A 19,870-nucleotide genomic window follows, 5' to 3' on the forward strand; every position below is an offset into this window, starting at 1 on the left:
GAGCGCCGGATTCTCCCGGCGTTCCATCCAGAAGGCCACGATACCCCTCGTGGCCTTTTTGTTTGCGCGGCATGCGCGCTTTGCTTTCCAGCCATCGAGGCGTAGCGCCCGGCCTTCGTTTTTTCCATCGAGAGGAACGAAGCATGAAGCATCCCGAACTGGCCATCCGGTCTTTCCATCCGGCGGACGAAGCCGCCATCATCCAGCTGTGGACCGACTGCGGATTGACGCGGCCCTGGAACGATCCGCGCAAGGACGTGGCGCGCAAGTTGACCGTGCAATCCGACCTGTTCCTGGTCGGCGAGGCGGACGGCGCCATCGTCGGCACGCTGATGGGCGGCTATGACGGCCACCGCGGCTGGGTCAACTACCTGGCGGTGTCGCCGGCCCATCAGCGCCGTGGCTACGCGTCGGCGCTGATGCGGGCGCTGGAACGCAAGTTCCTGGAAATGGGCTGCCCCAAGATCAACCTGTTGATCCGTTCGGGCAATCTGGCGGTGAAGGACTTCTACGCCAGCCTGGGGTTCCAGCAGGACGAGGTCATCAGCCTGGGCAAGCGTCTGATTCCAGACCTGTGATGCGGGGAGGGGGGCGCGGCCGCCTCGCGCCCGGACTGACCGCCAGGCGATGCGCCGGCCGGGCTTGCGGATTGCGCAAGCCTGGCCTTTACATCGGCTCGGTCAGGTATACCGCCTCGCGGCCGACGATGGGCATGCGGGTGGGCATGAAGATCGTGCAGTTGTCGCACGGCGAGCGGATTTCCTCGCCGGCGTTGATGGCGATGAGGTCGCCCTTGTCGAAAACCTCGAAGCCCAGCACCGGCCGCGTGAAGGTGAAGTCTTCCGACTTGACCATATGTACTTCGAGCAGCCGGAATGGCTGGGCCGGCGCGGGCGGCGCGTTGCCGGCCGGCGTGTCGACCAGGCCCAGGTGCGCCAGGAAGCGCAGCGTGACGTCGGTGGCGAGCGTGGCGGCCGATTGCGCGAAATGCTGGCCGCATTCGACCACCAGCGCGCCGCCGCTGTCCGAAGCGGGGTCGCCATGACGGCCGTAGTTCAGCACGCCGGTGCCGGGGAAGCGGCCGGCCGGCATCACCAGTTGCACCGCGGGGGCGCCGACGGCGGCGGCCAGCGCGGCGTTGCGCGCCATTTCGGGATAGACCCAGAACGGCTGCACCGGCGCCCGCGTCGAATGGATGTCCAGCACATAATCGGCGGCATCCAGCACCGGGCGCAGTTCGCGCGCGCGCCGCAGTTCCGGGCTCTGTTCGTTGCCGTCGAGCCATTCGGGCGACCAGATACGGTTCAGGTTGTGGACCAGCTGGCGGTTTTCGTAAGGGTTGTCGATGTCGAAGGCGTTGTACGCCTCCATGTTGGCGAAGCTGACGGTAAGCGTGCCGACCTTGGGACGCACGCCGGTATCGAGCAGGTGGGTGGCGGCCACCATGCCGCAGATTTCATTGCCGTGGGTCAGGGCGTTGATCAGCACGTGCGGGCCGGGCTTGCCCGATTCAAAGCGGTGCACGTAGTCGATGCCGGTGTTGCCCTGGCGATAGGCGGACAAGTCGCGCGGCAGGACCTCGAGCGGCGCGGTGTCGGGAGCGAAAGCGGGATTGGACATGGCGGGAACCTATTCCGGACGGATGCCGGCGCGGTCGATCAGGTCTTTGTACAAGGCCAGGCGCTGCGACATCATGTCGGTGAATTGTTGGGGGGACTGCAATTCGGGCGGCAGGGCGCCGCTCTTTTCCAGCGACTGCACCGTGGCTTCCTGGCGGGCGGCGGTCTGCACCGCCTCCAGCAGTTTCTGCAGGACGGCGGGCGGCGTGCCGGCGGGCGCGGCGAGTCCGATCCACGACATCGAATTGAGCACGGGGTAGCCCAGCTCGGCGAAGGTGGGCACGTCGGGCAGCGAGGGAAGGCGATTGGGCGCGGCCACCGCCAGCGCGCGCATCTTGCCGGCCTGGATGTGGGGCAGGAAGGGCGCCAGGTTGTCCAGCGCGAACTGGGCCTCGTTGGACAGCAACGCGTTGAGCAGCGGCGCGCCGCCGCGATAAGGCACGTGCACCGCGCCGACCTGCAGGGTGTGCTTGAGCAGTTCGGCATTGAGCTGGCCCATGCTGCCGACGCCGGCGGTGGCGAAGTGGACATCGTCCGGGTGCGCCTTCAGGTGGGCGATGAATCCGGCGAAGTCCTTGACGGGCAGGGCGGCGCTGGTCACCAGCACGTTGGGCGAACGCGCCAGCTGCGAGATCGAGGCGAAATCCTTGATCGGGTCATAGCCCAGGTTGGGATGCATCAGCGGGTTGGCCAGGTGCGAGCTTTGCGACGAGGCCACCAGCGTGTAGCCGTCGGGCTTGGCGCGCGCCACGCGCTGGCTGCCGATGGCGCCGCCGGCGCCATCGCGGTTCTCGACCACGATGGTGACGCCGAGGATCTTGCCCAGCACTTCGGCATAGAGCCGGCCGGCCAGGTCGACGGAGCCGCCGGCGGGAAAGGGCACCACCAGGGTGATGGGACGCGAGGGATAGGCGGCGTCGGCGCGGGCCGACAGGGGCAGCAAGGCGGCGGCCAGGCCCGCGATCAGCAGTTGGCGGCGGGCGGGCGACAAGGCCTCGGACGGGTGCTTCATGAAGCTCTCTTGTGGGGAATAACGGTTCGGTCTATTCTGCAATACGCATTGCAAAACGAAATATAGTCTGCAATGAACGTTGTTGAATTTGGGGTTATCACCTAGGCCGTGATCCGGCCGGAGCCCGGCACCTTGGAGTCCGCCCGCATCGTGAATCTGCACCAGCGCATCGCCGCCTACGACAAGAAACTGACCAAGACCGAACGGCGCCTGGTCGAGGACATGCAGGCGCGCTATCCCCAGGGCCTGCTCGAGTCCGCCACGGCGCTGGCGCGCAACGTGGGCACCAGCGCGTCAACCGTGGTGCGGCTGCTGGCCAAGCTTGGCTATGACAGCTACGCCCAGGCGCAGATGCAGGCGCGCGCCGAACTCACGGCGCGGCTGGCCTCGCCGGGCGAGCGGGCCGACGCGGTCAGCGTCGACAATCCATCGGCGCAGGCCTGCCTGCGCAACGCCTTGCTGCACGACCAGCACAACCTGGAAACAACCTTTGCCGCCATCGACGTGGCGGCGTTCGAGGCCGCGGTGCGGTTGTTGACACAGCGCCGCGCGCGCGTGCACGTGCTGGGGCTGCGCCAGGCCGCGCCGCTGGCCAGCCACATGGCGCTGTACCTGAACCTGTGCCTGCCGGGCGTGCGCGCCATGACGGCATCGGGGCCGTTGTTCCTGGAAGACCAGCTGTTGTGGCTGGACGAGCAGGATGTGCTGCTGGCGTTCACGTTCCGGCGCTACTCGGTGGCCGCGGCCAATGCGGTCAAGGTCTTCAGGGAACGTGGCGGCAAGGTGGTGCTGGTGACCGACTCGGCCGCGGCGCCGGCCGCGGCCCAGGCACACCATGTGCTGTTGGCGCGCACCTCCAGCGCGTCGCCATTCGATTCGCACGTGGCGGCATTGTCGATCTGCAATGCCTTGCTGGCGGCGGTGGCGCTGCGCCGCAAGAAGGAACTGGCCGCGACGCTCGAACGCGGCGAGGCCTTGTGGGACGCGCAATGGATCCATCCGCCGGCGCGTTGAGTGGCGGCGGAGCAGGGCGCGCCGGTGCCGCGGAAGCGGCCTGGATTCAGGGCTTTATCGCGCTTGTCCAGATGCGTCGGCACCATGCGTCCTAGTACTCCATAACCCCCTGAAAACATTGCTTTTCAAGCCCGCTTTTTGTTGGCATATTGCGGGCGGATCAAGCGGATTTCAGGAGAGGAGGATATGGATGTGTGGCCACAGCGTCGCATCGATGGCTTCGAGGTGCAGTGCGAAGTCGTCAGTCTCGACGCCGGTGTGTTGGCGATAGAGATCAGCGTGGCGCGGGCGGGCGATGCGGCCTTCCGGCGGCGTTGGTCGCTGCCGCGTTTCGTGACCTTCGCCGATGAGGGCGTGGCGCGGCGGCATGCCGAACTGGTGTTGTCCGGCATCGTCTCGGTGGATCTGGCTACTGGTGAACCGCGCTACGGCATTCTCTGAAAATGCCATTTTCGGCCGGGTTTCGCTCGGCTTGCAGGCTGGTATCGAGACGCGGATTGCCCTACCAAATGTTGCTCCGGCGGGCCGCGCAAGCGGGCATGGCGCCTTGCGCCACCCATGGTCCGGCATGGGTTCCGTGGAACGCCGGCCCGGTAGGTTTTGTTTCGTTTATCACATCATGTGCCTTGCGCCCATGCTCGAGGCCGGTAGAGTGGATAACGGATGACAACAAAAAAGGAGAGTTCCATGTTCGACACTTTTCCTGTCCTGCGCCGCGTCGGTCTGGCCGCCGCGACCATCAGCGTGGCCGGCCTGTTGTTTGCCGGTTGCACCACGACTTCGCCGCAATCGAATGCTTCCGCCACGGAGCAGCGGCAGTCGATCAACAGCGCGGCCAATGCGTCTCTGGGCAAGCTGTACGAAGCCGCGCCGCAATCGAAGGACCTGGTCGCGCGCGCCAAGGGCGTGCTGATCTTCCCTGACGTGTTGAGCGGCAGCTTCTTCATCGGTGCGCAACACGGCAAGGGCGTGCTGCGTGTCGGCGGCGCCAACGCCGGTTACTACAGCACCACGGCGGGTTCGATCGGCTTCCAGGCCGGCGCGCAGTCCAAGGCGATGTTCGTGCTGTTCATGACGGATGAAGCCCTGAACAAATTCCGCAACAGCAACGGTTGGACGGTGGGCGCCGATGCCACCGTGGCGGTGGTCAACATCGGCGCCAACGGCCGTATCGATACCAATACGGCGCAGCAACCGGTGGTGGGTTTCGTGCTCAACAACGGCGGCCTGATGGCGGGCGTGTCGCTGGAAGGCACCAAGATCGCGAAGATCGATATGTAAAGACCGTCGCGGCCGGCCCTGCGGCCGACGCAAACAAGAACGCCGCGGCGCAGGCCGCGGCGTTTTGCGTTGAGAAGGCGCGCTTCAGCGCAGGATGTCGTCGCCGTGGTTGCGCACCGCGCTTTCACGTTCGATTTCGGCGGCTTCGATCTTCGGATCCAGGCCGCGCCAGCGCAGGATGCGGCCGCGTTCCTCGGCGGGTTCCCAGCCCAGGATGCCGTAGCGCGTGATTTCGGTTTCTCCGGTGTCGAATGCCACTTCGAAGTAGCCCTGACGATCGGGTAGCGTGCTGCCGGGGTACCAGTCGGTTTCAGGCATGGTGGACTCCTTGCTAAGCGATGAAGGGGCGCCGGCCTCGCTCCGGGGCCGGACGCTTTTCATTGTGGGGCTGGCAGCCCGATCCCGCAAGCGCGCGGGCCTTGCGCGGCGCCTAGCCCAGCGGGACGGCGGTGGTGTAGAGCACCTGCTTGAGCGCGAAGCTGGAACGGATGCTGGCCACCCCGGGAATGCGCGTGATGTGTTCGACGATCAGGCGCTCGAGTGCGTCGACGTCGGGCACCAGGGCGCGGATCAGGTAGTCGGCGTCGCCGGACATCAGGTAACACTCCATGATTTCCGGCAGCACGGCGATCTCGCGTTCGAACACATCGAGCGCCGCCTTGCGCTGCTTATCCAGCGAGATCTGGATGAACACATTGACCTTCAGGCCGAGCTTGCGCGCGTTGAGCAGCGTGACGCGGCGGTCGATCAGGCCTTCGGTTTCCAGGCGGCGCACGCGCGCCAGGCAAGGCGATGCCGAGAGATTGACGCGCGCGGCCAGCTCGACGTTGGTCAGGCGCGCGTCGCGCTGGAGTTCATTGAGAATGCGGATGTCGGTGGCATCCAGGTTGATATCCGGCATAACAGACCTGTCGTTCGTGGATGAGCAATGCATTTGTGCTGAGTATGCCCGTTCCTGTGGTGAATTGAGGTGAAATATGCTGGGGTTTACCCTATAGACTATTCCTTTCTTTGGCAAATTGGCCAAGACGCGGAATATTCAAGCGGTAGATGTGGCGGTAATGAGTCAGCAGAGCACGTTGCGCAAGTTCTTGCCCCTGATGGGGGCGGTCATGATCTGGGGCGGCAATTGGCCCGTCATGAAACTGGGGCTGGCGCACATGAGTCCACTCTGGCTGGCGGCCAGCCGCTTTGGCTCGGCGGCGCTGATCAGCGTGGTGGTGCTGGCGGCGCTGCGGCGGCTGCGATGGCCGACGCGCCAGGAGTGGCCGCTGGTGGCCGGCGTGGCGCTGCTGCAGATGGGCGCGTTCACGGCGCTGGCGCTGTGGGCATTGCAATACGTGGCGCCGGGACGCGCATCGGTGATCGCATACGCCACCTCGATCTGGGTCATTCCGCTGTCCTCGCTGGTGCTCAAGGAGCGGTTGTCGGCGGCGCAATGGCTGGCCACCGCGCTCAGTTATGCCGGCATCGGCGTGATCGTGGCGCCGGCGTTCAGCCCCTGGCAGGCGCATACCGTGATCGGCCTGGTGATGCTGCTTGGCGCGTCTTTCGCCTGGGCCTGCAACATCATCCAGTTGCGTGGCCAGCGCCATGTGCGGCTGGGGGCCGACATGATCCCGTGGCAGACGGCGATCGCCACCGTACCGCTGGCGGCCCTGGCATGGCTGCGCGATGGCGCCCCGCTGTTCCTTGCCGTGCCCGATGCCTGGCCGGTGATCCTGTATACCGGACCGCTGGCCACCGCGCTGACTTTCATCGTGGTGCTGGGCATGACGCAGAAACTGCCGCCGGTGGCGACCTCGATCGCGATGCTGTGCGTGCCCGTCATCGGCCTGATCGTATCGTCGCTGGTGTTCCATGAGCGCATTTCGCCGGACCTGGCCCTGGGGCTGGGGCTGATCGCATTGAGCGTGGCGGGGTCGGCGCTGGCGTCGCGCCGTCCCCTGGCGCTACGGCCGTCGTAGGGCCGGCATGCTATCGTTGCAGTATTGAACTGAGAGTCACGCATGGCATTGCATCGTTTCGAGAAAGGCGAACTGGGACATTGGCTGCGCATCGTTGCCGACAATTCGGAACCGGGCGCCGTGCAGACCAGCGTGCCCGCGCATGTGGCCGAAGCGTTGCAGACATTGCGTTGCATCGATGCCGGCCCCGGGGGCGCCTGGGTGATCACCGAAAAAGGCAAGCTGGCGCTGCGCATGGAAGAACCCGGCGCCATCCATTTGCGCTAGGGCGGATGTAGCGGTGCCAGCCGGCACCCGTGTTCCTCCTCAGGCCGATCCCGGCCGTCCTCATGGTTCGTCCCCCTCCGAGCCCGCTACAGGTTCTTGACGTACGCGTTAACGCGGGGGCATTTCGTCCATTTCTTGCGAATGTTCATGTGATATTTCACGATGTCCACGCTTGTCCGGGCGGGCTACGGGAATCTCCTGAGACGGTTTGTTCGATTTGGCTGCGTCCGGACGTATCGCGGCGCGCGCCCCACCGGTAAGATGAACTTGCGTGACGGATTCAGGTCTATTCATAGCGCGGGAATTCTGCACCCGCATGCGTCACGCGTGGTTCACGCGTTTAGGTAACCGACTGGGAGGTAGCACATGCAGCATCGTGACCAGGAAGTACTGATCGACGTTTCCACAGCGGCCATGGATACCGGCGGATATGGCGTATTGCTGACGGTAACGGCCGAGGGCGGCACCGAAGTGGATGCCGCGTTTTCCCACTTGGGCAACTGCGCTTCGTTGGACGAAGCACGCGATCGCGCGGAAATATTCGCGCAGAACTGGGTCGAGGAAAACATCTTCCGCTAGGCGCTCGTGCGCTGTACGGAAGCTGAACGGCTGTACGGGTCTGTGTGCGCATGACGCTCAGAATGGCGTTCCGGAGATGGCGACGAAAATTTCGGTTATCGTCGCTGCTCCATAACAAGCGGCCCTTATCGGGTTTGCGTCGTTCCAAGATGACTGCCGCACAGACCAACTCCGCGCTGGCGGAGCACATCACCGCATTTCGCGAGCATTTCGACTCCGTCATCCTGCCCCTGTGGATGGGGCCGGGCTTCAATGACACCCTGGGTCTGCCCTTTGAATCCCTGGATGCCGCCAGCGGCGCGCCGTTGCCGGCCGAGCGTTATCGCGCCATGGCGTGCGCGCGCCAGCTGTACGTCTATGCCGCGGCGCCGGGCGCCGCGGCGGGCGCGCACGCCGATCGCCTGTTCGATTCGCTGGTGCGCGTGTTTCGCGACGAGGCGCATGGCGGCTGGCACTACAGCGTCGACGCTCAGGGACGCCCGCTGGACCTGACGCAGGATCTGTACACCCACGCTTTCATCGTGTTTGCCTGCGCCGCGCATTTCCGGCGCTCGCGCAACGCGCAAGCGCGCAAACTGATGCTGGCCACGGCGGAGGTCATCGAGTCGCGCTTCAAATCGGCCGACGGCCTTTATCACGCCGCCTTGAACGCGGACTGGAAGCAGGTGCTGCGCGGCCCCGCGCAGAACCCCATGATGCATCTGACCGAGGCCTATCTGGCCGCCGCCCAGGTGGCGGAACCGGCGTTGTTCGCCAAGCGGTTGCGCGGGTTGGCGCAGGTCATGACCCAATCGTTCCTGAGCGCGTCGACGCAGTGCATTGCGGAGCTGCCGCAGGGCACGCCGGGCAATCGTATCGAACCGGGCCATCAATTCGAGTGGTTGTCTCTGGTGCGCGAGTCGGCCGAGGTGTTCGATGGGCTGGACCTGGCCGAGTCCCTGCCACGCGGCGTGCATTGGGCCCGAGGCCATGGCGTCGATGCGGGCGGCGTGGCGGCGGCGCTGGACGAGCAGGGAGCGGTGCTGGACGATACCCGCCGCATATGGGCGCAGACGGAGCATCTGCGGGTGCTGGCGGTGTTGGGCGAGCAGGCCGCCCTGAACCAGGCGTTGGCGGCGTTCCGTGCCCGTTTCCTGCATCCCGGCGGTTGGTATGAATGCCTGGACGCCGCCGGGGCGGTGGTGCGTCCGGACATGCCGTCGACTTCGCCGTACCACCTGGCGACCTGCCTGGCGGCGCTGCCTGGCGTTGTTTAATTGCGCCGTTAACAATTTTTGTTTAATCGAGGATAGGTTTTAATAGAAAAACATTGGTGAAATCCCTTACAATTTAGTAACTATGTTTGTGGGGAAGCATCAATGAGCGTTATGTGCTTGGCTTGCCAACGCATCAACCCCGGGCTTGCAGGCGTCGCGCCGCATTCGCATCTGGGGCACCAGGGATTCACCAACCCGACACAGAAAGGCCGCGAGGAAAGCCGCGAAGACCATTTCCGTTGCTTGAACTGCGGCGCCAAGTGGCTGCGCGAAACGGACAAGTGGGGCGTGGACCTGGGCTTCAAATTGGCGCCCTGAGGGCGTCGATATAGGGTGGCGCCGCAAGGTCGCTGCAATTGCTTGTTACTGTCGGGCCCCGTTTCGGGGCCCGTTTTGTTTCCTGGCCGTTACACGGCTGTGCCGGCCGCCGGCGCGGTGTTGTCGGGATCCTGGCGGGCGGTGTCCAGCAACCATTGCCGGAAACAGGCCAGTGCGTAGTGGTCGCGACGCTGGGGCGGCGCGCACAGATGGTAGCCGCGCGAGATGGCGATGCGCAGGTCGGGAAAGGGCGCGGCGACGCGGCCGCTCTGCAGGTCGTCCTGCAGCAGGCAGCGCTGCAGCACGGCGATGCCCATGTCGGCCATGACGGCGCGGACCAGGATGCTGACCTGGTCGAAACCGCCGGCCAGCTTGAGGCCGTCGCGGCGCACGCCGGCGGCCTCGAACCAGCGGGTCCAGTTGTCCATGCCGTTGGAGTGGTACAGCAATGGTTCGCCGAGCAGCCCCGCGGGGGTGTCCCACAGGCCGGCAGCGCGCCGCGCCGCCAGCCGGGCGGGGCTGCAGATGGCGATCATTTCCCGGCCGATCACGTAGTCCGCCTGCCAACCGGGCCATTGGCCGGTTTCTCCGGAAAGGATGCTGGCGTCGGGCGTGGCGCCGGAAAAATCCTCGTTGCGGCGATAGGCCGCGAAGCCCAGCTGGATGTTGGGATGGCGCCGGTGGAAGTCGGGCAGGCGCGGCACCAGCCAGGCGCTGGCCAGGGTCGGCACGCTGGACAGGGTCAACCGCAGGCGGCGGTCATCGGCACGCAGTTCGGCGCTGAGCGCCTCGATGGCCTGGAGCGGCGCCTGGCCGCCTTCGTAGAGCTTGCGGCCGGTCTCGGTCAGGGTCAGGCCGTGGGCGTTGCGGCGCATCAGCGGCTGGCCGAAATGCGCTTCTAGCCGCGCGATGGCGCGGCTGACGGCGCCCTGGGTCACGCACAGGGTCTCGGCCGCCAGGGTGAAACTGCCCAGCCGCGCGGCCGTCATGAAGGCGTGCAGCTCGGACATGGACGGCGAGTGCAGGCGCATGGCGCGGCGGTCCCCGGGGCCAGGCGACAGGCCCCTTAGCATGAGCGTTGGTAATGAAGGCGTGCAATATAGTCGTTTGAAAGGGGATCGTAAAGTTCGGACACTGGCGGGCTCGCAGCAAGACCTGCACCTTTTTCCGGAGTCGCTCCATGTCCCGCCGCTTTTTCGGCTGTTCCGCGCGCATCGCGCTCGCCGGCGTCTGCGCCGCGCTGTCCTTTGCCGGTCCGGCGCACGCCGCCGACTATCCCTCCCGCCCCATCAAGCTGGTGGTGCCGTTCGCCGCCGGCGGTTCGACCGACATCGTGGCGCGCCTGGTGGCCGAGTACGCCGGCCGCGACCTGAAGCAGACCATCGTGGTCGAGAACAAGGCCGGCGCGGGCGGTTCGCTTGGCATGGAACAGGTGGCGCGCTCGACCCCTGACGGCTACACCATCGGCATGGCGACGATGAGCACGCACGGGTCGAATCCGGCGGTCTATCGCAAGATGAACTACGACCCGCTCAAGGACTTCGAGCCGGTGGCCAACGTGCTGGCCGTGCCCAGTATCTTCGCGATCAATCCGCAGGTCCCCGCCAAGAACATGGCCGAGTTCGTCGCGCTGGCCAAGGGCCAGGCGGACAAGTACAGCTTTGCCTCGCCGGGCGTGGGCTCGCTGGGGCACGTGAACATCGAGAACTTCATGATGCTGGCCGGCATCAAGCTGCTGCACGTGCCGTACCGCGGCGCCGGTCCGGCGCTCAATGACGTGATGGGCGGGCAGGTGGACGCCATCACCGACAACCTGTCCTCGACCCTGCCGCAGGTGCTGGGCGGCAAGCTGCGGCCGCTGGCGGTGCTGGGCGCCGAACGCTCGCCGCTGCTGCCCGACGTGCCGACCTATATCGAACTGGGCTACCCCGACATGGGCACGGGCGGCTGGTTCGGCCTGGTGGCGCCGGCCGGCACGCCGCCGGCGGTGATCGAGCGCCTGAACCAGGCGGTGCGCGCGGCGATGCAGGATCCGGAGTTCCGCAAGAAGGCCGAGGACGTCGGTGGTACGCTGATGCCGACCACGCCGCAGGAATTCAAGACGCAGATCGAACAGGCCCTGGCGCGCTACGCCAAAGTCGCCAAGGCCGCCAACATTCAGGCTGACTGACGATGACGAACGCCGACTTCCAAGCCGTTTCCGTGCATGCCCCGACCGCGCCGGCCCTGCCGCTGGTGTGTGACTCGCCGCACAGCGGCGAGCAATACCCCGCCGATTTCGGCGCCGCGGCCAGCCTGGCGCAGTTGCGCCAGGGCGAGGATACGCACGTGGACGCCTTGTGGTCGGCGGCGCCGGCATTGGGCGCCACGCTGGTGGCGGCGCACTTTCCGCGCGTCTACATCGATCCCAACCGCACGCTGCGCGACCTGGATCCGGAGTTGCTGGCCGAACCCTGGCCGGAGCCGCTCGATCCCGGCGAGAAGACCCGGCTGGGCAAGGGCCTGATCTGGCGCCGCATGGACAAGGCCACGCCGATCTATGACCGCAAGCTGTCGCTGGCCGAAGTGCGCCACCGCATCCAGGCGTACTACGAGCCGTATCACGCGGCGCTGGCGCAGGCCATCGAAAGCGCGCAACGCGATTTCGGCGCGGTCTGGCATCTGAATCTGCACTCGATGCCGAACGATGCCTATGAGCGGCTGGGCCGCGAGAGCGCGCATCCGCTGGCCGATTTCGTGCTGGGCGACCGCGACGGCACCACCTGTGAGCCGGAGTTCATCGCCCTGATCGAGACGGCGCTGCGCGACCGCGGCTATACCGTGGCGCGCAACGATCCCTACAAGGGCGTGCAGCTGATCGCGCAGATCGGCCAGCCGGCATTGAACCGGCACAGTCTGCAGGTGGAGATCCGGCGTCCGCTGTACATGGACGAGGCGACCCGCGAGCGCAACGCGGGCTTCGAATCGCTGCGCGCCGACCTGTCGCAGGTGCTGGCGCAGGTGGGGCAATACGTGCGCGCGCGCATGCCGGCAATATTATCGACAAAATAGACGCGCGTGCATCGTCGCGATCCCGCGGCCCCGGTTGACGCAAGCCAATCGGGGCCGTCGTGCTTGCGCTTAAGTTTCCCGGCGGGCGGCCGTTGTCGCTAACAACGTGCTGCGTCGATCATTGGCGCGGCCTACAGGGAACCGGTATGGCCGAGAAGATCATCAATGGTTTTTCCGTCGTGGCGTACGCGACGCAACCCGAGGGGCGCATTCCGGCGCGCGCCTTTCTGGAAACGCGGCGCCTGCCGGTGAAAGCGGATGCGGCGGCCAAGGCACCCGGCGCCCCGGACGCGCAGCCGCCCTGTGAGACGCCCGAGGTCGAGGAAGAAGCCGAAAGCCTGGCGTTCGAGATCTTCGTGACGCGTCGTTTCCGCGGCACGGTCGAAGCGATGTCGGCCGCGCGCAACGCGCTGGACCGCGTCAAGTCCGTCGACGAGCACGGCGTTCCCGACCACCTGCCGGACTAGGGCCGCGCGCAGCCTGCCGCGGGACCCGGCGGCGCGGCCGCCGCCCACATATTGTTATCCCCACTTTGTATTTGTCGAACGCCTGAGCGCGGGCCGATGATGCCGCATGGCAAGCATCGCCATTCACAGTCTGCTCAAAAGGAAGGTTGATGAATACGAACGTCCAAACGCGCGCCCATGCGGCGCGCGGCATTTCGCGACGCGCATTGCTGCGCGCGGCAACCGCGGCGGGCCTTGCGGCGCCGCTGGGCATGCTCGGTTCGCGCGTGCTGGCGGCCAATGGCGCGCCTCGCACCTACAAGATCGCGTGGAGCCAGACCGCGGTGTGCCAGTCGCCGGTGTCGGTGGCGCTGGAGCGCGGCTTTTTCGACAAGTACAACCTCAAGGTCGAGCGCATCAATTTCAGCGGCTCGACCGACCAGTTGCTCGAAGCCATCGCCACCGGCCATGCCGATGGCGGCATCGGCATGGCGCTGCGCTGGCTCAAGCCGCTGGAGCAGGGCTTTGACGTGAAGCTGGCGGTGGGCACGCACGGTGGCTGCATGCGCCTGCTGACCGCGGCGGACTCGCCGATCAAGAGCGTGCAGGACCTGAAGGGCCGCCGCGTGGCGGTGTCCGACCAGGCCAGCCCGGTGAAGAACTTCTTTGCGATCCGCGTGGCTCAGCTGGGCATCGATCCGGAGTCGGTGGACTGGCGCCAGTATCCGCAGGACCTGTTCGGCGAAGTGCTGAGAAAGGGCGAGGTCGATGCCATCGCCGGCGACGATCCGCTGATCTACACGCTGCGCGAGGACAACAAACTGCGCGAAATCGCCACCAACATCGAAGGCGATTACGAGAACCGCACCTGCTGCGTGCTCGGGCTGCGCGGCGACCTGGTGCGCAATGATCCCGAGTCGGCCGCGGCCATCACCCGGGCGGTGATCGACGCGCAGCGCTGGACCGCGTCCAATCCCGACGAGACCGCCCGCATCTTCGCGCCCTACGTGCCGGGCAAGGTGCCGGCCGAGCGCGTGGCGGCGATCCTGCGCAGCCACAGCCATGGCCACGCGTCGACCGGCGGGGCGCTGCGCGAAGAGATCGTGGGCTATGCCAAGGATCTGAAGACCATCAAGGTGCTCAGCGCCAATCTCGATATCAACAAGTACGCGCAAGCGGTGGTGCCCAATGTCCTCGGCTGACACGCTGGCGGTTGGCGCGTTGCGCGGCGCGCCGGCCGCGGCGCAACCCTGGCGCCTGTGGAAGACCGGCGTGGCCGCCGCCGCCCTGTGGGCGGCGGTGGGCGCGGTGACGCTGCGCTGGCCCAACGTGGAGGTGGGCTTCACGTCATGGGGCTACACGCGTGAATTCGGCGTGGCGGCGTTGGTGCTGGCGGCCTTGCTGCTGCTGGCGGCGGTGGCCGGCGGCGCCCACCGCCGTCCGGTGCGGGCACTGCACCGGGCCGGGCCGTGGCTGCTGGCATTGGCCGTGGCGGTGGGCCTGTGGGAGGTCGCCACGGCCAAGCTGGCGCTGCTGCCCAGCCCGTTCTTCGCGCCGCCGCAGTCGCTGATCGAGGTCTACGTCAGCGACTACAAGCGGTTGGCCGACAGCCTGGCCAACTCGCTCTGGCTGCTGGCCAATGGCTTCGGCCTGGGCGCCGCGGCGGGTTTCCTGACCGGCGTGGCGATCGGCTGGTCGCGCGGCCTGGGTTACTGGGTGCATCCGGTGCTGCGCTTCCTGGGGCCGGTGCCGTCGACGGCGCTGCTGCCGATGGCGTTCTTCTTTTTCCCGTCGAGCTGGTCGGCGGCGGTGTTCCTGATCGCGCTGGCGACCTGGTTCCCGGTCACGGTGCTGACCTGGTCGGGCGTGGCGGGCGTGAACCGCGCCTACTACGACGTGGCGCGGACGATGGGGGCGAGCGAGTGGTTCCTGGTGCTGCGGGTGGCGATACCGGCGGCCTTGCCGCAGGTGTTCGTGGGCCTGTTCATGGGCCTGGGCGCATCGTTTTCGGTGCTGGTGGCGGCCGAGATGATGGGCGTGAAATCGGGACTGGGCTGGTATCTGTCGTGGGCGCAGGGCTGGGCGTCGTACGCCAATATGTACGGCGCGCTGATCGTGATGGCGCTGGTGTTCTCGGGGCTGATCACGCTGCTGTTCGCGGGGCGTGATCGCTTGCTGGCCTGGCAGAAGGGGGTGGTGAAATGGTAGCGGCGGCACAGGAAGCGGCGGCGCGCGGCGCGGCGCTGGCGGTGCGGGGCGTGAACCACCGCTTCGAGCTGGACGGCGCGGCGTTGCCGGTGCTGGACGATATCGACCTGGAGGTGCGGCCCGGCGAGTTCGTGGCGCTGCTGGGCCCGAGCGGTTGCGGCAAGTCGACTTTGCTGCGGCTGGTGGCGGGGCTGGAGCCGCCGGCCCAGGGCGACCTGCTGGCCGACGACGAACCGATCGACGGACCGTCGCCATCGCGCATCGTGGTGTTCCAGGATCCGACGCTGTATCCGTGGCGGACCGTATGGCACAACGTGGCGCTGGGCCTGCAGGCGCGCGGACTGTTGAAGACGCAGCGCGCCCGGGTCGACGACGCGTTGCAGCGCGTGGGGCTGGCGGCCTTTGGCCAGGCCTACCCGCACCAGCTGTCCGGCGGCATGGCGCAGCGCGCCGCGCTGGCACGCGCGCTGGTGAACGATCCGCGCATCCTGATCCTGGACGAGCCGCTCGGCAAGCTCGATTCGCTGACGCGGATCGCGATGCAGTCCGAGCTGGTGGAGCTGTGGCAGCGCAGCGGCTTCACCGCCTTGCTGGTGACGCACGACGTCGAGGAGGCCCTGTTCATGGCCTCGCGCATCATTGTGTTGAGCGAACGGCCGGCGCGGATCAAGGATGAGATCGTCAACGACCTGCCGTATCCGCGCCATCGCGGCGACCCGCGCCTGGCCGAGTTGCGGCGCCAGGCGCTGGCCTTGCTGGGGCTGGATGCAACGTGGTGAGCAACGCGGCATTGGCGCTGGCGGCCCTGGTGGCGCCGGCGGGCATGCTGGCGTGCCTGGCCGCCGCGCGCCGGCGGGGCGATGCGATCACGGCCGGCCTGCCGCTGCCGTGGCTGGCGGCCCTGGCGTTGGCGGCGGTGGGCGGCGTGCTTGCGCTGGGCTGGCAACGGGTGCAGGGCGCGCCCGGCCTGCTGGGATCGCGGCTGGGGCACCTGGCCCTGGCCGTCGCCGCTGTGTTGCTGCTGGCGGCGCTGGTGGCTTGCTGGCTGCACAGCCGCGCGCCGGAACGGGCGGGGCAGGCGTGGCGCCGCGCCGGCGCCACGGTATTGGCAGCGTTGGCGCTGCTGGCGACGTTGCTGGCGTTGGCGATTGCCTGGCAGCCGGAGGAGGCGCTGGCAATCGCGCACTGGCCGTTCACCTGGCGCTACGACCCGGATCTGCCGGTCGGCACGCATACCTGGCGGCGCCTGGGACTGGCGGCGGGATTGACGGCGGCGGCGCTGGCGCTGCTGGTGGGCGCGCTGTTTGCGCGGCGGGGCCGGCTGGTATGGCTGACGGCCGCCGCGGGCCTGCTGGCCAGCGCCAGCTGGCCCGCGCCGCGCATGCTGCTGACGGAAGCGACGGCCACGTCGTACCAGCGTTCGCCCCTGGTGTTTTCGGATCGCAATCTGCTGCAAGGCGCGCGCCTGTACCAGAGCCACTGCGCGGCCTGCCATGGCGAGCGGGCGGATGGCCGGGGGCCGCTCGCGCCGGGGCTGCCGACCTGGCCGAGCGTGTTGGGCGCGGCGTTGTTCGAGAACCGGCTCGAAGGGGAGTTGCACTGGCGCCTGGCGCAAGGCGGCCACGGGCATGCCGTTGGCGCGCAGGGCGGGGACGGTCGCTCCGGCAGCGGACTGCCTGGCGACAGGCCGGCCGCCGCGGCGCGCGTTGCCGGTCCGCCGCAGGCCTTGACGGCCGACGAGATCTGGCAGGTGCTGGACTACCTGCGCGTGCACGCCTATGGCGTCAACGGTGGCGCGGGCATGCCGGCGGTTCCCGCGCCGGTGGTGGCGTTGTCGTGCCGCGACGGGCGCGCGGTCACGCTGGCCGGCCTGCGCGGCCTGCCGCTACGCGTGGTGGCGGCGATGCCGGGCGCGCCGCCGGAACCGCAGGATCCGCGCCTGTTGACCGTGGCGTTGACGCGCGGCGGTCCGCTGCCCGGGGATGCCGATTGCGCGGCGGTGGACGAGGACGCCTGGAATGCCTATGCGCTGGCCGCCGGGCTGGCGCCGCAGGGGCTGGCGGGCGCGCAGTTCATGGTCGATCGCCGCGGCTGGCTGCGGGCGCGGCGCCTGCCGGGCGCGGCGCCGGCCTGGACCAGCGCGGACAACGTCTGCGGGCCGGGCGGCCGCATGGAGAACACCACGGCGCAGGGCTTGGGCGCGCTGCTGCTGGCGATGGATCGTGCCCCCATCGGGATTCCGGATACGCGCCGCAGGCGGTAGCGCATGTTCGGGCGGCATGGCGACTCGCCATCCGGGCACATTTCCCTTCCACTTTTCACATACGCGAGGCAGGCAAGATGAGCACGTTGAATGAATACCTGGGCCAGAAGCGCGAGGCGGTGCTGGCGCGCAATGCGCGAGACCCGCGCACGGTGACGCCGGTGAAGCTGCGCGCGCAGGTCAGCGCGGAAGGTCGCAGCGGCGTGCGCCGCATCCGCATCCGCGATCACCAGGTGGTGAGCGACAGCCCGGCGGATTTCGCCGGTTATGACCTTGGGCCGAGTTCGCCGGAACTGCTGTTGGGATCGCTGGGCAGCTGCCTGACGCACATCTTCCTGATCAAGGCGGCCGAGCTGGAACTGCCGCTGGAATCGCTGCAGGTGGAGATCGAAGGCGACCTGGATCCGCGCGGCGGCAAGCCGGGCTACGAGCAGGTGCCGTTCTTTCCGCACAACATCCGCTACACCGCGCACATCGTGTCGCCGGCCGACGAGGACGCGGTGCGGGCCGTGCATGAGGCGGTGGAGCAGTGGTGCCCGATCCTGAACCTGCTCAAGCAGCCGCAGCCGCTGGAAGGCAGCGTGCGGCACACGCGGTCACGGGCCTGAGCGGCCGGGGCCCGCGCCCGCGCGGTCGTCCGGTTGAAAGTCTCAGGTCAACGAGCTGCGCATCAGGATTTCGGTGAGCGCGCGGGTCGGCTGGTTGGGCGCGGGCGCCGAGATCACGATGAATTCCACCTGCGGCAGCGCCGGCAGGGCCAGTGCGCCGGCGGGCGCCGCCAGGCCGGCGGTGGACAGGTGCGAGGGCTGCACCGTGATGCCCAGGCCGGCGCGGGCGGCCGCCTGGCAGCCGGCGTAGCTGGTGCTGGTACAGACGATCTGCCAGCTGCGGCCGGCGCGCGCCAGCGCATCCAGCGCCAGGGTCCGGGTGACGCTGGGCTCGCGCAGCAGGATCAGCGGCAGCGGCGCGTCGGGCGCCAGGCGCAGGCCTTCGCGGACGCGCCACAGGAGCGCTTCCTTGTGCAGGGTCTGGCCGCGGCGGTCGCCGCGGCGGCGCTTGCCGATCATGACGTCCAAATCGTTGTCGTCGAGCAGCCGGTAGAGGTCGCTGGTGACGCCGATGGTGATGTCCAGCTCGACTTCGGGATGCGCCTGGCGGAACGCGGCCAGCACGTCGGGCAGCGGGCCCATCGCCAGATCGTCGGAGGTGCCGAGCCGTACGCGTCCGCGCAGGCGCGGGGCGTCGAACAGCCGCTCGGCGCGTTCGTGCGCGTCGAGGATGATTTCGGCGTGCACCAGCAGGCTGCGGCCGTCGCTGGTCAGGGCCAGTGAGTGGGTGTCGCGCAGGAACAGGCGGCGCTGCAGTGCCAGCTCCAGCTGGCGGATGTGTTCGCTGACGGTGGGCTGGGTCAGGCCGAGGCGGCGCGCCGCCTCGCTGAAGCTGGGCGCGCCCGCGGCGGTGGCGAAGGTCTTGAGCCAGAGCGGGTTGAGCATGGCGGCCTGCCTATAGGAAAGTTCGATAGCAGTTAAAGTAACCAGTGGCCTTCACGATAGCAAGCCGCGCGCCTATAGTTTCCGCAACCTTCCCGGAAACCTCCCGCCATGCGCCGCTTCCTGCCCGACCAGTTCACCCTCATCCTGATCGCCACCGTGGCGTTCGCCAGCTTTTTCCCGGCCGTGGGCAAGGGCGCGTCGTTCATGATGGTGGCCAGCAATGTGGCGATTTCGCTGTTGTTCTTCCTGCACGGCGCGCGTTTGTCCACGGACGCGATCGTGGCGGGGGTCAAGGACGTGCGGCTGCATGCGCTGATCCTCGGGTGCACCTTCATCCTGTTCCCGGCGCTGGGGCTGGCGTTGCGGGCCGTGTTTCCCGGGCTGCTGACGCCGTCGCTGTGGCTGGGCGTGATCTTCGTGTGCACGTTGTCGTCGACGGTGCAGTCGTCGATCGCCTTCACGTCGATGGCGCGCGGCAATGTGCCGGGCGCGATCTGCGCGGCGACCGCGTCCAACCTGCTGGGCACCGTGCTGACGCCGCTGCTGGTGGCGGTGCTGCTGCATCGCCAGGGCGGCGGCCACGGCCTGGCCGACGCCGGCCGCATCCTGCTGCAGCTGCTGCTGCCGTTCGCGGTGGGCAGTCTGCTGCGGCCGTGGATCGGCGCCTGGGCGCAGCGCAACAGCCGGGTGCTGTCGAAGGTGGATCGCAGTTCGATCCTGCTGGCGGTCTACACCGCGTTCAGCGAGGCGGTGGCGCAGGGCATCTGGCATGCGTTCCCGGCGATCGACCTGGCGACCATGGTGCTGGTCAATGCGTTGCTGCTGGGGTCGGTGCTGCTGCTCACGACCTGGGGCAGCCGCAAGCTCGGGCTGTCCAAGGAGAACGAGATCACGCTGGTGTTCTGCGGGTCGAAGAAGTCGCTGGCATCCGGCATTCCGTTGGCCACGGTGCTGTTCGGCACCTCGCAGATGGGCATCGTGGTGCTGCCGCTGATGATCTTCCACCAGATGCAGCTGATGGTCTGCGCGGTGCTGGCGCGCCGCTACGCCGACCGGGCCGAGCCGACGCAGGCGGCCGAGCCGGCCCGCGCCTGAG

General features: G+C 67.8%; 24 protein-coding genes. 18 read left to right on the forward strand and 6 right to left on the reverse strand.

All coding sequences use genetic code 11. The features are described from left to right. Nucleotides 1-143 precede the first annotated feature (143 nt). Complete coding sequence (locus ACUTAG_RS26055) at nucleotides 144-578, forward strand: GNAT family acetyltransferase (RefSeq protein ID WP_006388011.1); 435 nt, start codon at nucleotides 144-146, stop codon at nucleotides 576-578. 88 nt (nucleotides 579-666) lie between these two features. Here ACUTAG_RS26055 and ACUTAG_RS26060 read toward each other — a convergent pair whose 3' ends face one another. Together ACUTAG_RS26060 and ACUTAG_RS26065 are read right to left on the reverse strand one after the other, a co-directional pair. Next, nucleotides 667-1,620, reverse strand: a complete 954-nt coding sequence (locus ACUTAG_RS26060) for a succinylglutamate desuccinylase/aspartoacylase domain-containing protein (RefSeq protein ID WP_148316623.1) — start codon at nucleotides 1,618-1,620, stop codon at nucleotides 667-669. A 9-nt stretch (nucleotides 1,621-1,629) separates the two neighbouring features. Continuing rightward, a complete protein-coding gene (locus ACUTAG_RS26065) occupies nucleotides 1,630-2,631 on the reverse strand; it encodes a Bug family tripartite tricarboxylate transporter substrate binding protein (RefSeq protein WP_020927058.1) in 1,002 nt (333 codons plus the stop codon). 150 nt (nucleotides 2,632-2,781) lie between these two features. On the opposite strand from ACUTAG_RS26065, the gene ACUTAG_RS26070 reads away from it, so the two are divergent. The 3 genes from ACUTAG_RS26070 (at nucleotide 2,782) to ACUTAG_RS26080 (ending at nucleotide 4,926) form a co-directional block, all read left to right on the forward strand. Further along, the gene (locus ACUTAG_RS26070) at nucleotides 2,782-3,645 is read left to right on the forward strand and encodes a MurR/RpiR family transcriptional regulator (RefSeq protein ID WP_026385315.1); all 864 of its coding nucleotides are present in this window, start codon (nucleotides 2,782-2,784) and stop codon (nucleotides 3,643-3,645) included. 186 nt (nucleotides 3,646-3,831) lie between these two features. Then, nucleotides 3,832-4,086, forward strand: a complete 255-nt coding sequence (locus tag ACUTAG_RS26075) for a hypothetical protein (protein WP_006388015.1) — start codon at nucleotides 3,832-3,834, stop codon at nucleotides 4,084-4,086. A 246-nt stretch (nucleotides 4,087-4,332) separates the two neighbouring features. Further along, on the forward strand, nucleotides 4,333-4,926 hold the full coding sequence (locus ACUTAG_RS26080) for a BPSL1445 family SYLF domain-containing lipoprotein (RefSeq protein WP_006388016.1): 594 nt from the start codon (nucleotides 4,333-4,335) through the stop codon (nucleotides 4,924-4,926). A gap of 84 nt (nucleotides 4,927-5,010) precedes the next feature. Here the strand turns inward: ACUTAG_RS26080 and ACUTAG_RS26085 are convergent, their stop codons facing one another. Then, the gene (locus ACUTAG_RS26085; RefSeq protein ID WP_020927062.1) at nucleotides 5,011-5,244 is read right to left on the reverse strand and encodes a hypothetical protein; all 234 of its coding nucleotides are present in this window, start codon (nucleotides 5,242-5,244) and stop codon (nucleotides 5,011-5,013) included. 112 nt (nucleotides 5,245-5,356) lie between these two features. Further along, a complete protein-coding gene (locus ACUTAG_RS26090) occupies nucleotides 5,357-5,827 on the reverse strand; it encodes an Lrp/AsnC family transcriptional regulator (RefSeq protein ID WP_006388018.1) in 471 nt (156 codons plus the stop codon). A gap of 160 nt (nucleotides 5,828-5,987) precedes the next feature. On the opposite strand from ACUTAG_RS26090, the gene ACUTAG_RS26095 reads away from it, so the two are divergent. From ACUTAG_RS26095 to ACUTAG_RS26115, 5 genes are all read left to right on the forward strand, one after another. Continuing rightward, a complete protein-coding gene (locus ACUTAG_RS26095) occupies nucleotides 5,988-6,893 on the forward strand; it encodes a DMT family transporter (protein ID WP_148316625.1) in 906 nt (301 codons plus the stop codon). 42 nt (nucleotides 6,894-6,935) lie between these two features. Continuing rightward, nucleotides 6,936-7,160, forward strand: a complete 225-nt coding sequence (locus ACUTAG_RS26100) for a hypothetical protein (protein WP_006388020.1) — start codon at nucleotides 6,936-6,938, stop codon at nucleotides 7,158-7,160. 366 nt (nucleotides 7,161-7,526) lie between these two features. Next, entirely contained in the window at nucleotides 7,527-7,739 is a 213-nt protein-coding gene (locus ACUTAG_RS26105; RefSeq protein WP_006218759.1) for a hypothetical protein, read from the forward strand. Nucleotides 7,740-7,888: 149 nt separating this feature from the next. Beyond that, nucleotides 7,889-8,995, forward strand: a complete 1,107-nt coding sequence (locus ACUTAG_RS26110) for an AGE family epimerase/isomerase (RefSeq protein WP_054447070.1) — start codon at nucleotides 7,889-7,891, stop codon at nucleotides 8,993-8,995. A 102-nt stretch (nucleotides 8,996-9,097) separates the two neighbouring features. After that, nucleotides 9,098-9,313: a hypothetical protein gene (locus ACUTAG_RS26115; RefSeq protein ID WP_006388022.1), complete on the forward strand. Its 216-nt coding sequence runs from the start codon at nucleotides 9,098-9,100 to the stop codon at nucleotides 9,311-9,313. An 89-nt stretch (nucleotides 9,314-9,402) separates the two neighbouring features. Here ACUTAG_RS26115 and ACUTAG_RS26120 read toward each other — a convergent pair whose 3' ends face one another. Further along, nucleotides 9,403-10,344: a LysR substrate-binding domain-containing protein gene (locus tag ACUTAG_RS26120; protein WP_110059676.1), complete on the reverse strand. Its 942-nt coding sequence runs from the start codon at nucleotides 10,342-10,344 to the stop codon at nucleotides 9,403-9,405. A gap of 149 nt (nucleotides 10,345-10,493) precedes the next feature. On the opposite strand from ACUTAG_RS26120, the gene ACUTAG_RS26125 reads away from it, so the two are divergent. From ACUTAG_RS26125 to ACUTAG_RS26160, 8 genes are all read left to right on the forward strand, one after another. Continuing rightward, entirely contained in the window at nucleotides 10,494-11,483 is a 990-nt protein-coding gene (locus ACUTAG_RS26125) for a Bug family tripartite tricarboxylate transporter substrate binding protein (protein ID WP_047992945.1), read from the forward strand. 2 nt (nucleotides 11,484-11,485) lie between these two features. Beyond that, a complete protein-coding gene (locus ACUTAG_RS26130; protein WP_110059675.1) occupies nucleotides 11,486-12,364 on the forward strand; it encodes an N-formylglutamate amidohydrolase in 879 nt (292 codons plus the stop codon). Nucleotides 12,365-12,510: 146 nt separating this feature from the next. Beyond that, nucleotides 12,511-12,831 carry a hypothetical protein gene (locus ACUTAG_RS26135; RefSeq protein ID WP_047992944.1) on the forward strand — a complete coding sequence of 107 codons (321 nt, stop codon included), beginning with the start codon at nucleotides 12,511-12,513 and terminating at the stop codon, nucleotides 12,829-12,831. Nucleotides 12,832-12,980: 149 nt separating this feature from the next. Further along, on the forward strand, nucleotides 12,981-14,012 hold the full coding sequence (locus ACUTAG_RS26140) for an ABC transporter substrate-binding protein (RefSeq protein ID WP_020927069.1): 1,032 nt from the start codon (nucleotides 12,981-12,983) through the stop codon (nucleotides 14,010-14,012). Beyond that, on the forward strand, nucleotides 13,999-15,018 hold the full coding sequence (locus ACUTAG_RS26145; RefSeq protein WP_054497741.1) for an ABC transporter permease: 1,020 nt from the start codon (nucleotides 13,999-14,001) through the stop codon (nucleotides 15,016-15,018). Before ACUTAG_RS26140 ends, ACUTAG_RS26145 begins: the two co-directional genes overlap by 14 nt. Further along, nucleotides 15,012-15,797 (forward strand): ABC transporter ATP-binding protein, encoded by a 786-nt coding sequence (locus ACUTAG_RS26150; RefSeq protein ID WP_006388029.1) that lies wholly within the window; start codon nucleotides 15,012-15,014, stop codon nucleotides 15,795-15,797. Before ACUTAG_RS26145 ends, ACUTAG_RS26150 begins: the two co-directional genes overlap by 7 nt. Then, a complete protein-coding gene (locus ACUTAG_RS26155) occupies nucleotides 15,794-17,281 on the forward strand; it encodes a c-type cytochrome (RefSeq protein WP_236260899.1) in 1,488 nt (495 codons plus the stop codon). Before ACUTAG_RS26150 ends, ACUTAG_RS26155 begins: the two co-directional genes overlap by 4 nt. A gap of 77 nt (nucleotides 17,282-17,358) precedes the next feature. Then, nucleotides 17,359-17,889 (forward strand): OsmC family protein, encoded by a 531-nt coding sequence (locus ACUTAG_RS26160; protein ID WP_006384667.1) that lies wholly within the window; start codon nucleotides 17,359-17,361, stop codon nucleotides 17,887-17,889. 42 nt (nucleotides 17,890-17,931) lie between these two features. On the opposite strand, the gene ACUTAG_RS26165 is transcribed toward ACUTAG_RS26160, so the two are convergent. Further along, nucleotides 17,932-18,774 carry a LysR family transcriptional regulator gene (locus ACUTAG_RS26165; protein WP_020927071.1) on the reverse strand — a complete coding sequence of 281 codons (843 nt, stop codon included), beginning with the start codon at nucleotides 18,772-18,774 and terminating at the stop codon, nucleotides 17,932-17,934. Between the two features lie 108 nt (nucleotides 18,775-18,882). Here ACUTAG_RS26165 and ACUTAG_RS26170 point away from each other — a divergent pair, with 108 nt between their 5' ends. Further along, nucleotides 18,883-19,869: a bile acid:sodium symporter family protein gene (locus ACUTAG_RS26170; RefSeq protein WP_020927072.1), complete on the forward strand. Its 987-nt coding sequence runs from the start codon at nucleotides 18,883-18,885 to the stop codon at nucleotides 19,867-19,869. The last annotated feature ends 1 nt before the right edge of the window (nucleotide 19,870 follow it).

The organism is Achromobacter sp. CSND-B12, from assembly GCF_052906545.1.

Bases quoted from the DNA above. Each gene is read 5' to 3' on its own strand.
- ACUTAG_RS26080 (WP_006388016.1), top strand. From the start codon at position 4,333: ATGTTCGACACTTTTCCTGTCCTGCGCCGCGTCGGTCTGGCCGCCGCG.
- ACUTAG_RS26115 (WP_006388022.1), top strand. From the start codon at position 9,098: ATGAGCGTTATGTGCTTGGCTTGCCAACGCATCAACCCCGGGCTTGCA.
- ACUTAG_RS26085 (WP_020927062.1), bottom strand. From the start codon at position 5,244: ATGCCTGAAACCGACTGGTACCCCGGCAGCACGCTACCCGATCGTCAG.
- ACUTAG_RS26145 (WP_054497741.1), top strand. From the start codon at position 13,999: ATGTCCTCGGCTGACACGCTGGCGGTTGGCGCGTTGCGCGGCGCGCCG.
- ACUTAG_RS26110 (WP_054447070.1), top strand. From the start codon at position 7,889: ATGACTGCCGCACAGACCAACTCCGCGCTGGCGGAGCACATCACCGCA.
- ACUTAG_RS26105 (WP_006218759.1), top strand. From the start codon at position 7,527: ATGCAGCATCGTGACCAGGAAGTACTGATCGACGTTTCCACAGCGGCC.
- ACUTAG_RS26125 (WP_047992945.1), top strand. From the start codon at position 10,494: ATGTCCCGCCGCTTTTTCGGCTGTTCCGCGCGCATCGCGCTCGCCGGC.
- ACUTAG_RS26170 (WP_020927072.1), top strand. From the start codon at position 18,883: ATGCGCCGCTTCCTGCCCGACCAGTTCACCCTCATCCTGATCGCCACC.
- ACUTAG_RS26090 (WP_006388018.1), bottom strand. From the start codon at position 5,827: ATGCCGGATATCAACCTGGATGCCACCGACATCCGCATTCTCAATGAA.
- ACUTAG_RS26075 (WP_006388015.1), top strand. From the start codon at position 3,832: ATGGATGTGTGGCCACAGCGTCGCATCGATGGCTTCGAGGTGCAGTGC.
- ACUTAG_RS26160 (WP_006384667.1), top strand. From the start codon at position 17,359: ATGAGCACGTTGAATGAATACCTGGGCCAGAAGCGCGAGGCGGTGCTG.
- ACUTAG_RS26095 (WP_148316625.1), top strand. From the start codon at position 5,988: ATGAGTCAGCAGAGCACGTTGCGCAAGTTCTTGCCCCTGATGGGGGCG.
- ACUTAG_RS26060 (WP_148316623.1), bottom strand. From the start codon at position 1,620: ATGTCCAATCCCGCTTTCGCTCCCGACACCGCGCCGCTCGAGGTCCTG.
- ACUTAG_RS26130 (WP_110059675.1), top strand. From the start codon at position 11,486: ATGACGAACGCCGACTTCCAAGCCGTTTCCGTGCATGCCCCGACCGCG.
- ACUTAG_RS26100 (WP_006388020.1), top strand. From the start codon at position 6,936: ATGGCATTGCATCGTTTCGAGAAAGGCGAACTGGGACATTGGCTGCGC.
- ACUTAG_RS26135 (WP_047992944.1), top strand. From the start codon at position 12,511: ATGGCCGAGAAGATCATCAATGGTTTTTCCGTCGTGGCGTACGCGACG.
- ACUTAG_RS26055 (WP_006388011.1), top strand. From the start codon at position 144: ATGAAGCATCCCGAACTGGCCATCCGGTCTTTCCATCCGGCGGACGAA.
- ACUTAG_RS26150 (WP_006388029.1), top strand. From the start codon at position 15,012: ATGGTAGCGGCGGCACAGGAAGCGGCGGCGCGCGGCGCGGCGCTGGCG.
- ACUTAG_RS26065 (WP_020927058.1), bottom strand. From the start codon at position 2,631: ATGAAGCACCCGTCCGAGGCCTTGTCGCCCGCCCGCCGCCAACTGCTG.
- ACUTAG_RS26140 (WP_020927069.1), top strand. From the start codon at position 12,981: ATGAATACGAACGTCCAAACGCGCGCCCATGCGGCGCGCGGCATTTCG.
- ACUTAG_RS26165 (WP_020927071.1), bottom strand. From the start codon at position 18,774: ATGCTCAACCCGCTCTGGCTCAAGACCTTCGCCACCGCCGCGGGCGCG.
- ACUTAG_RS26120 (WP_110059676.1), bottom strand. From the start codon at position 10,344: ATGCGCCTGCACTCGCCGTCCATGTCCGAGCTGCACGCCTTCATGACG.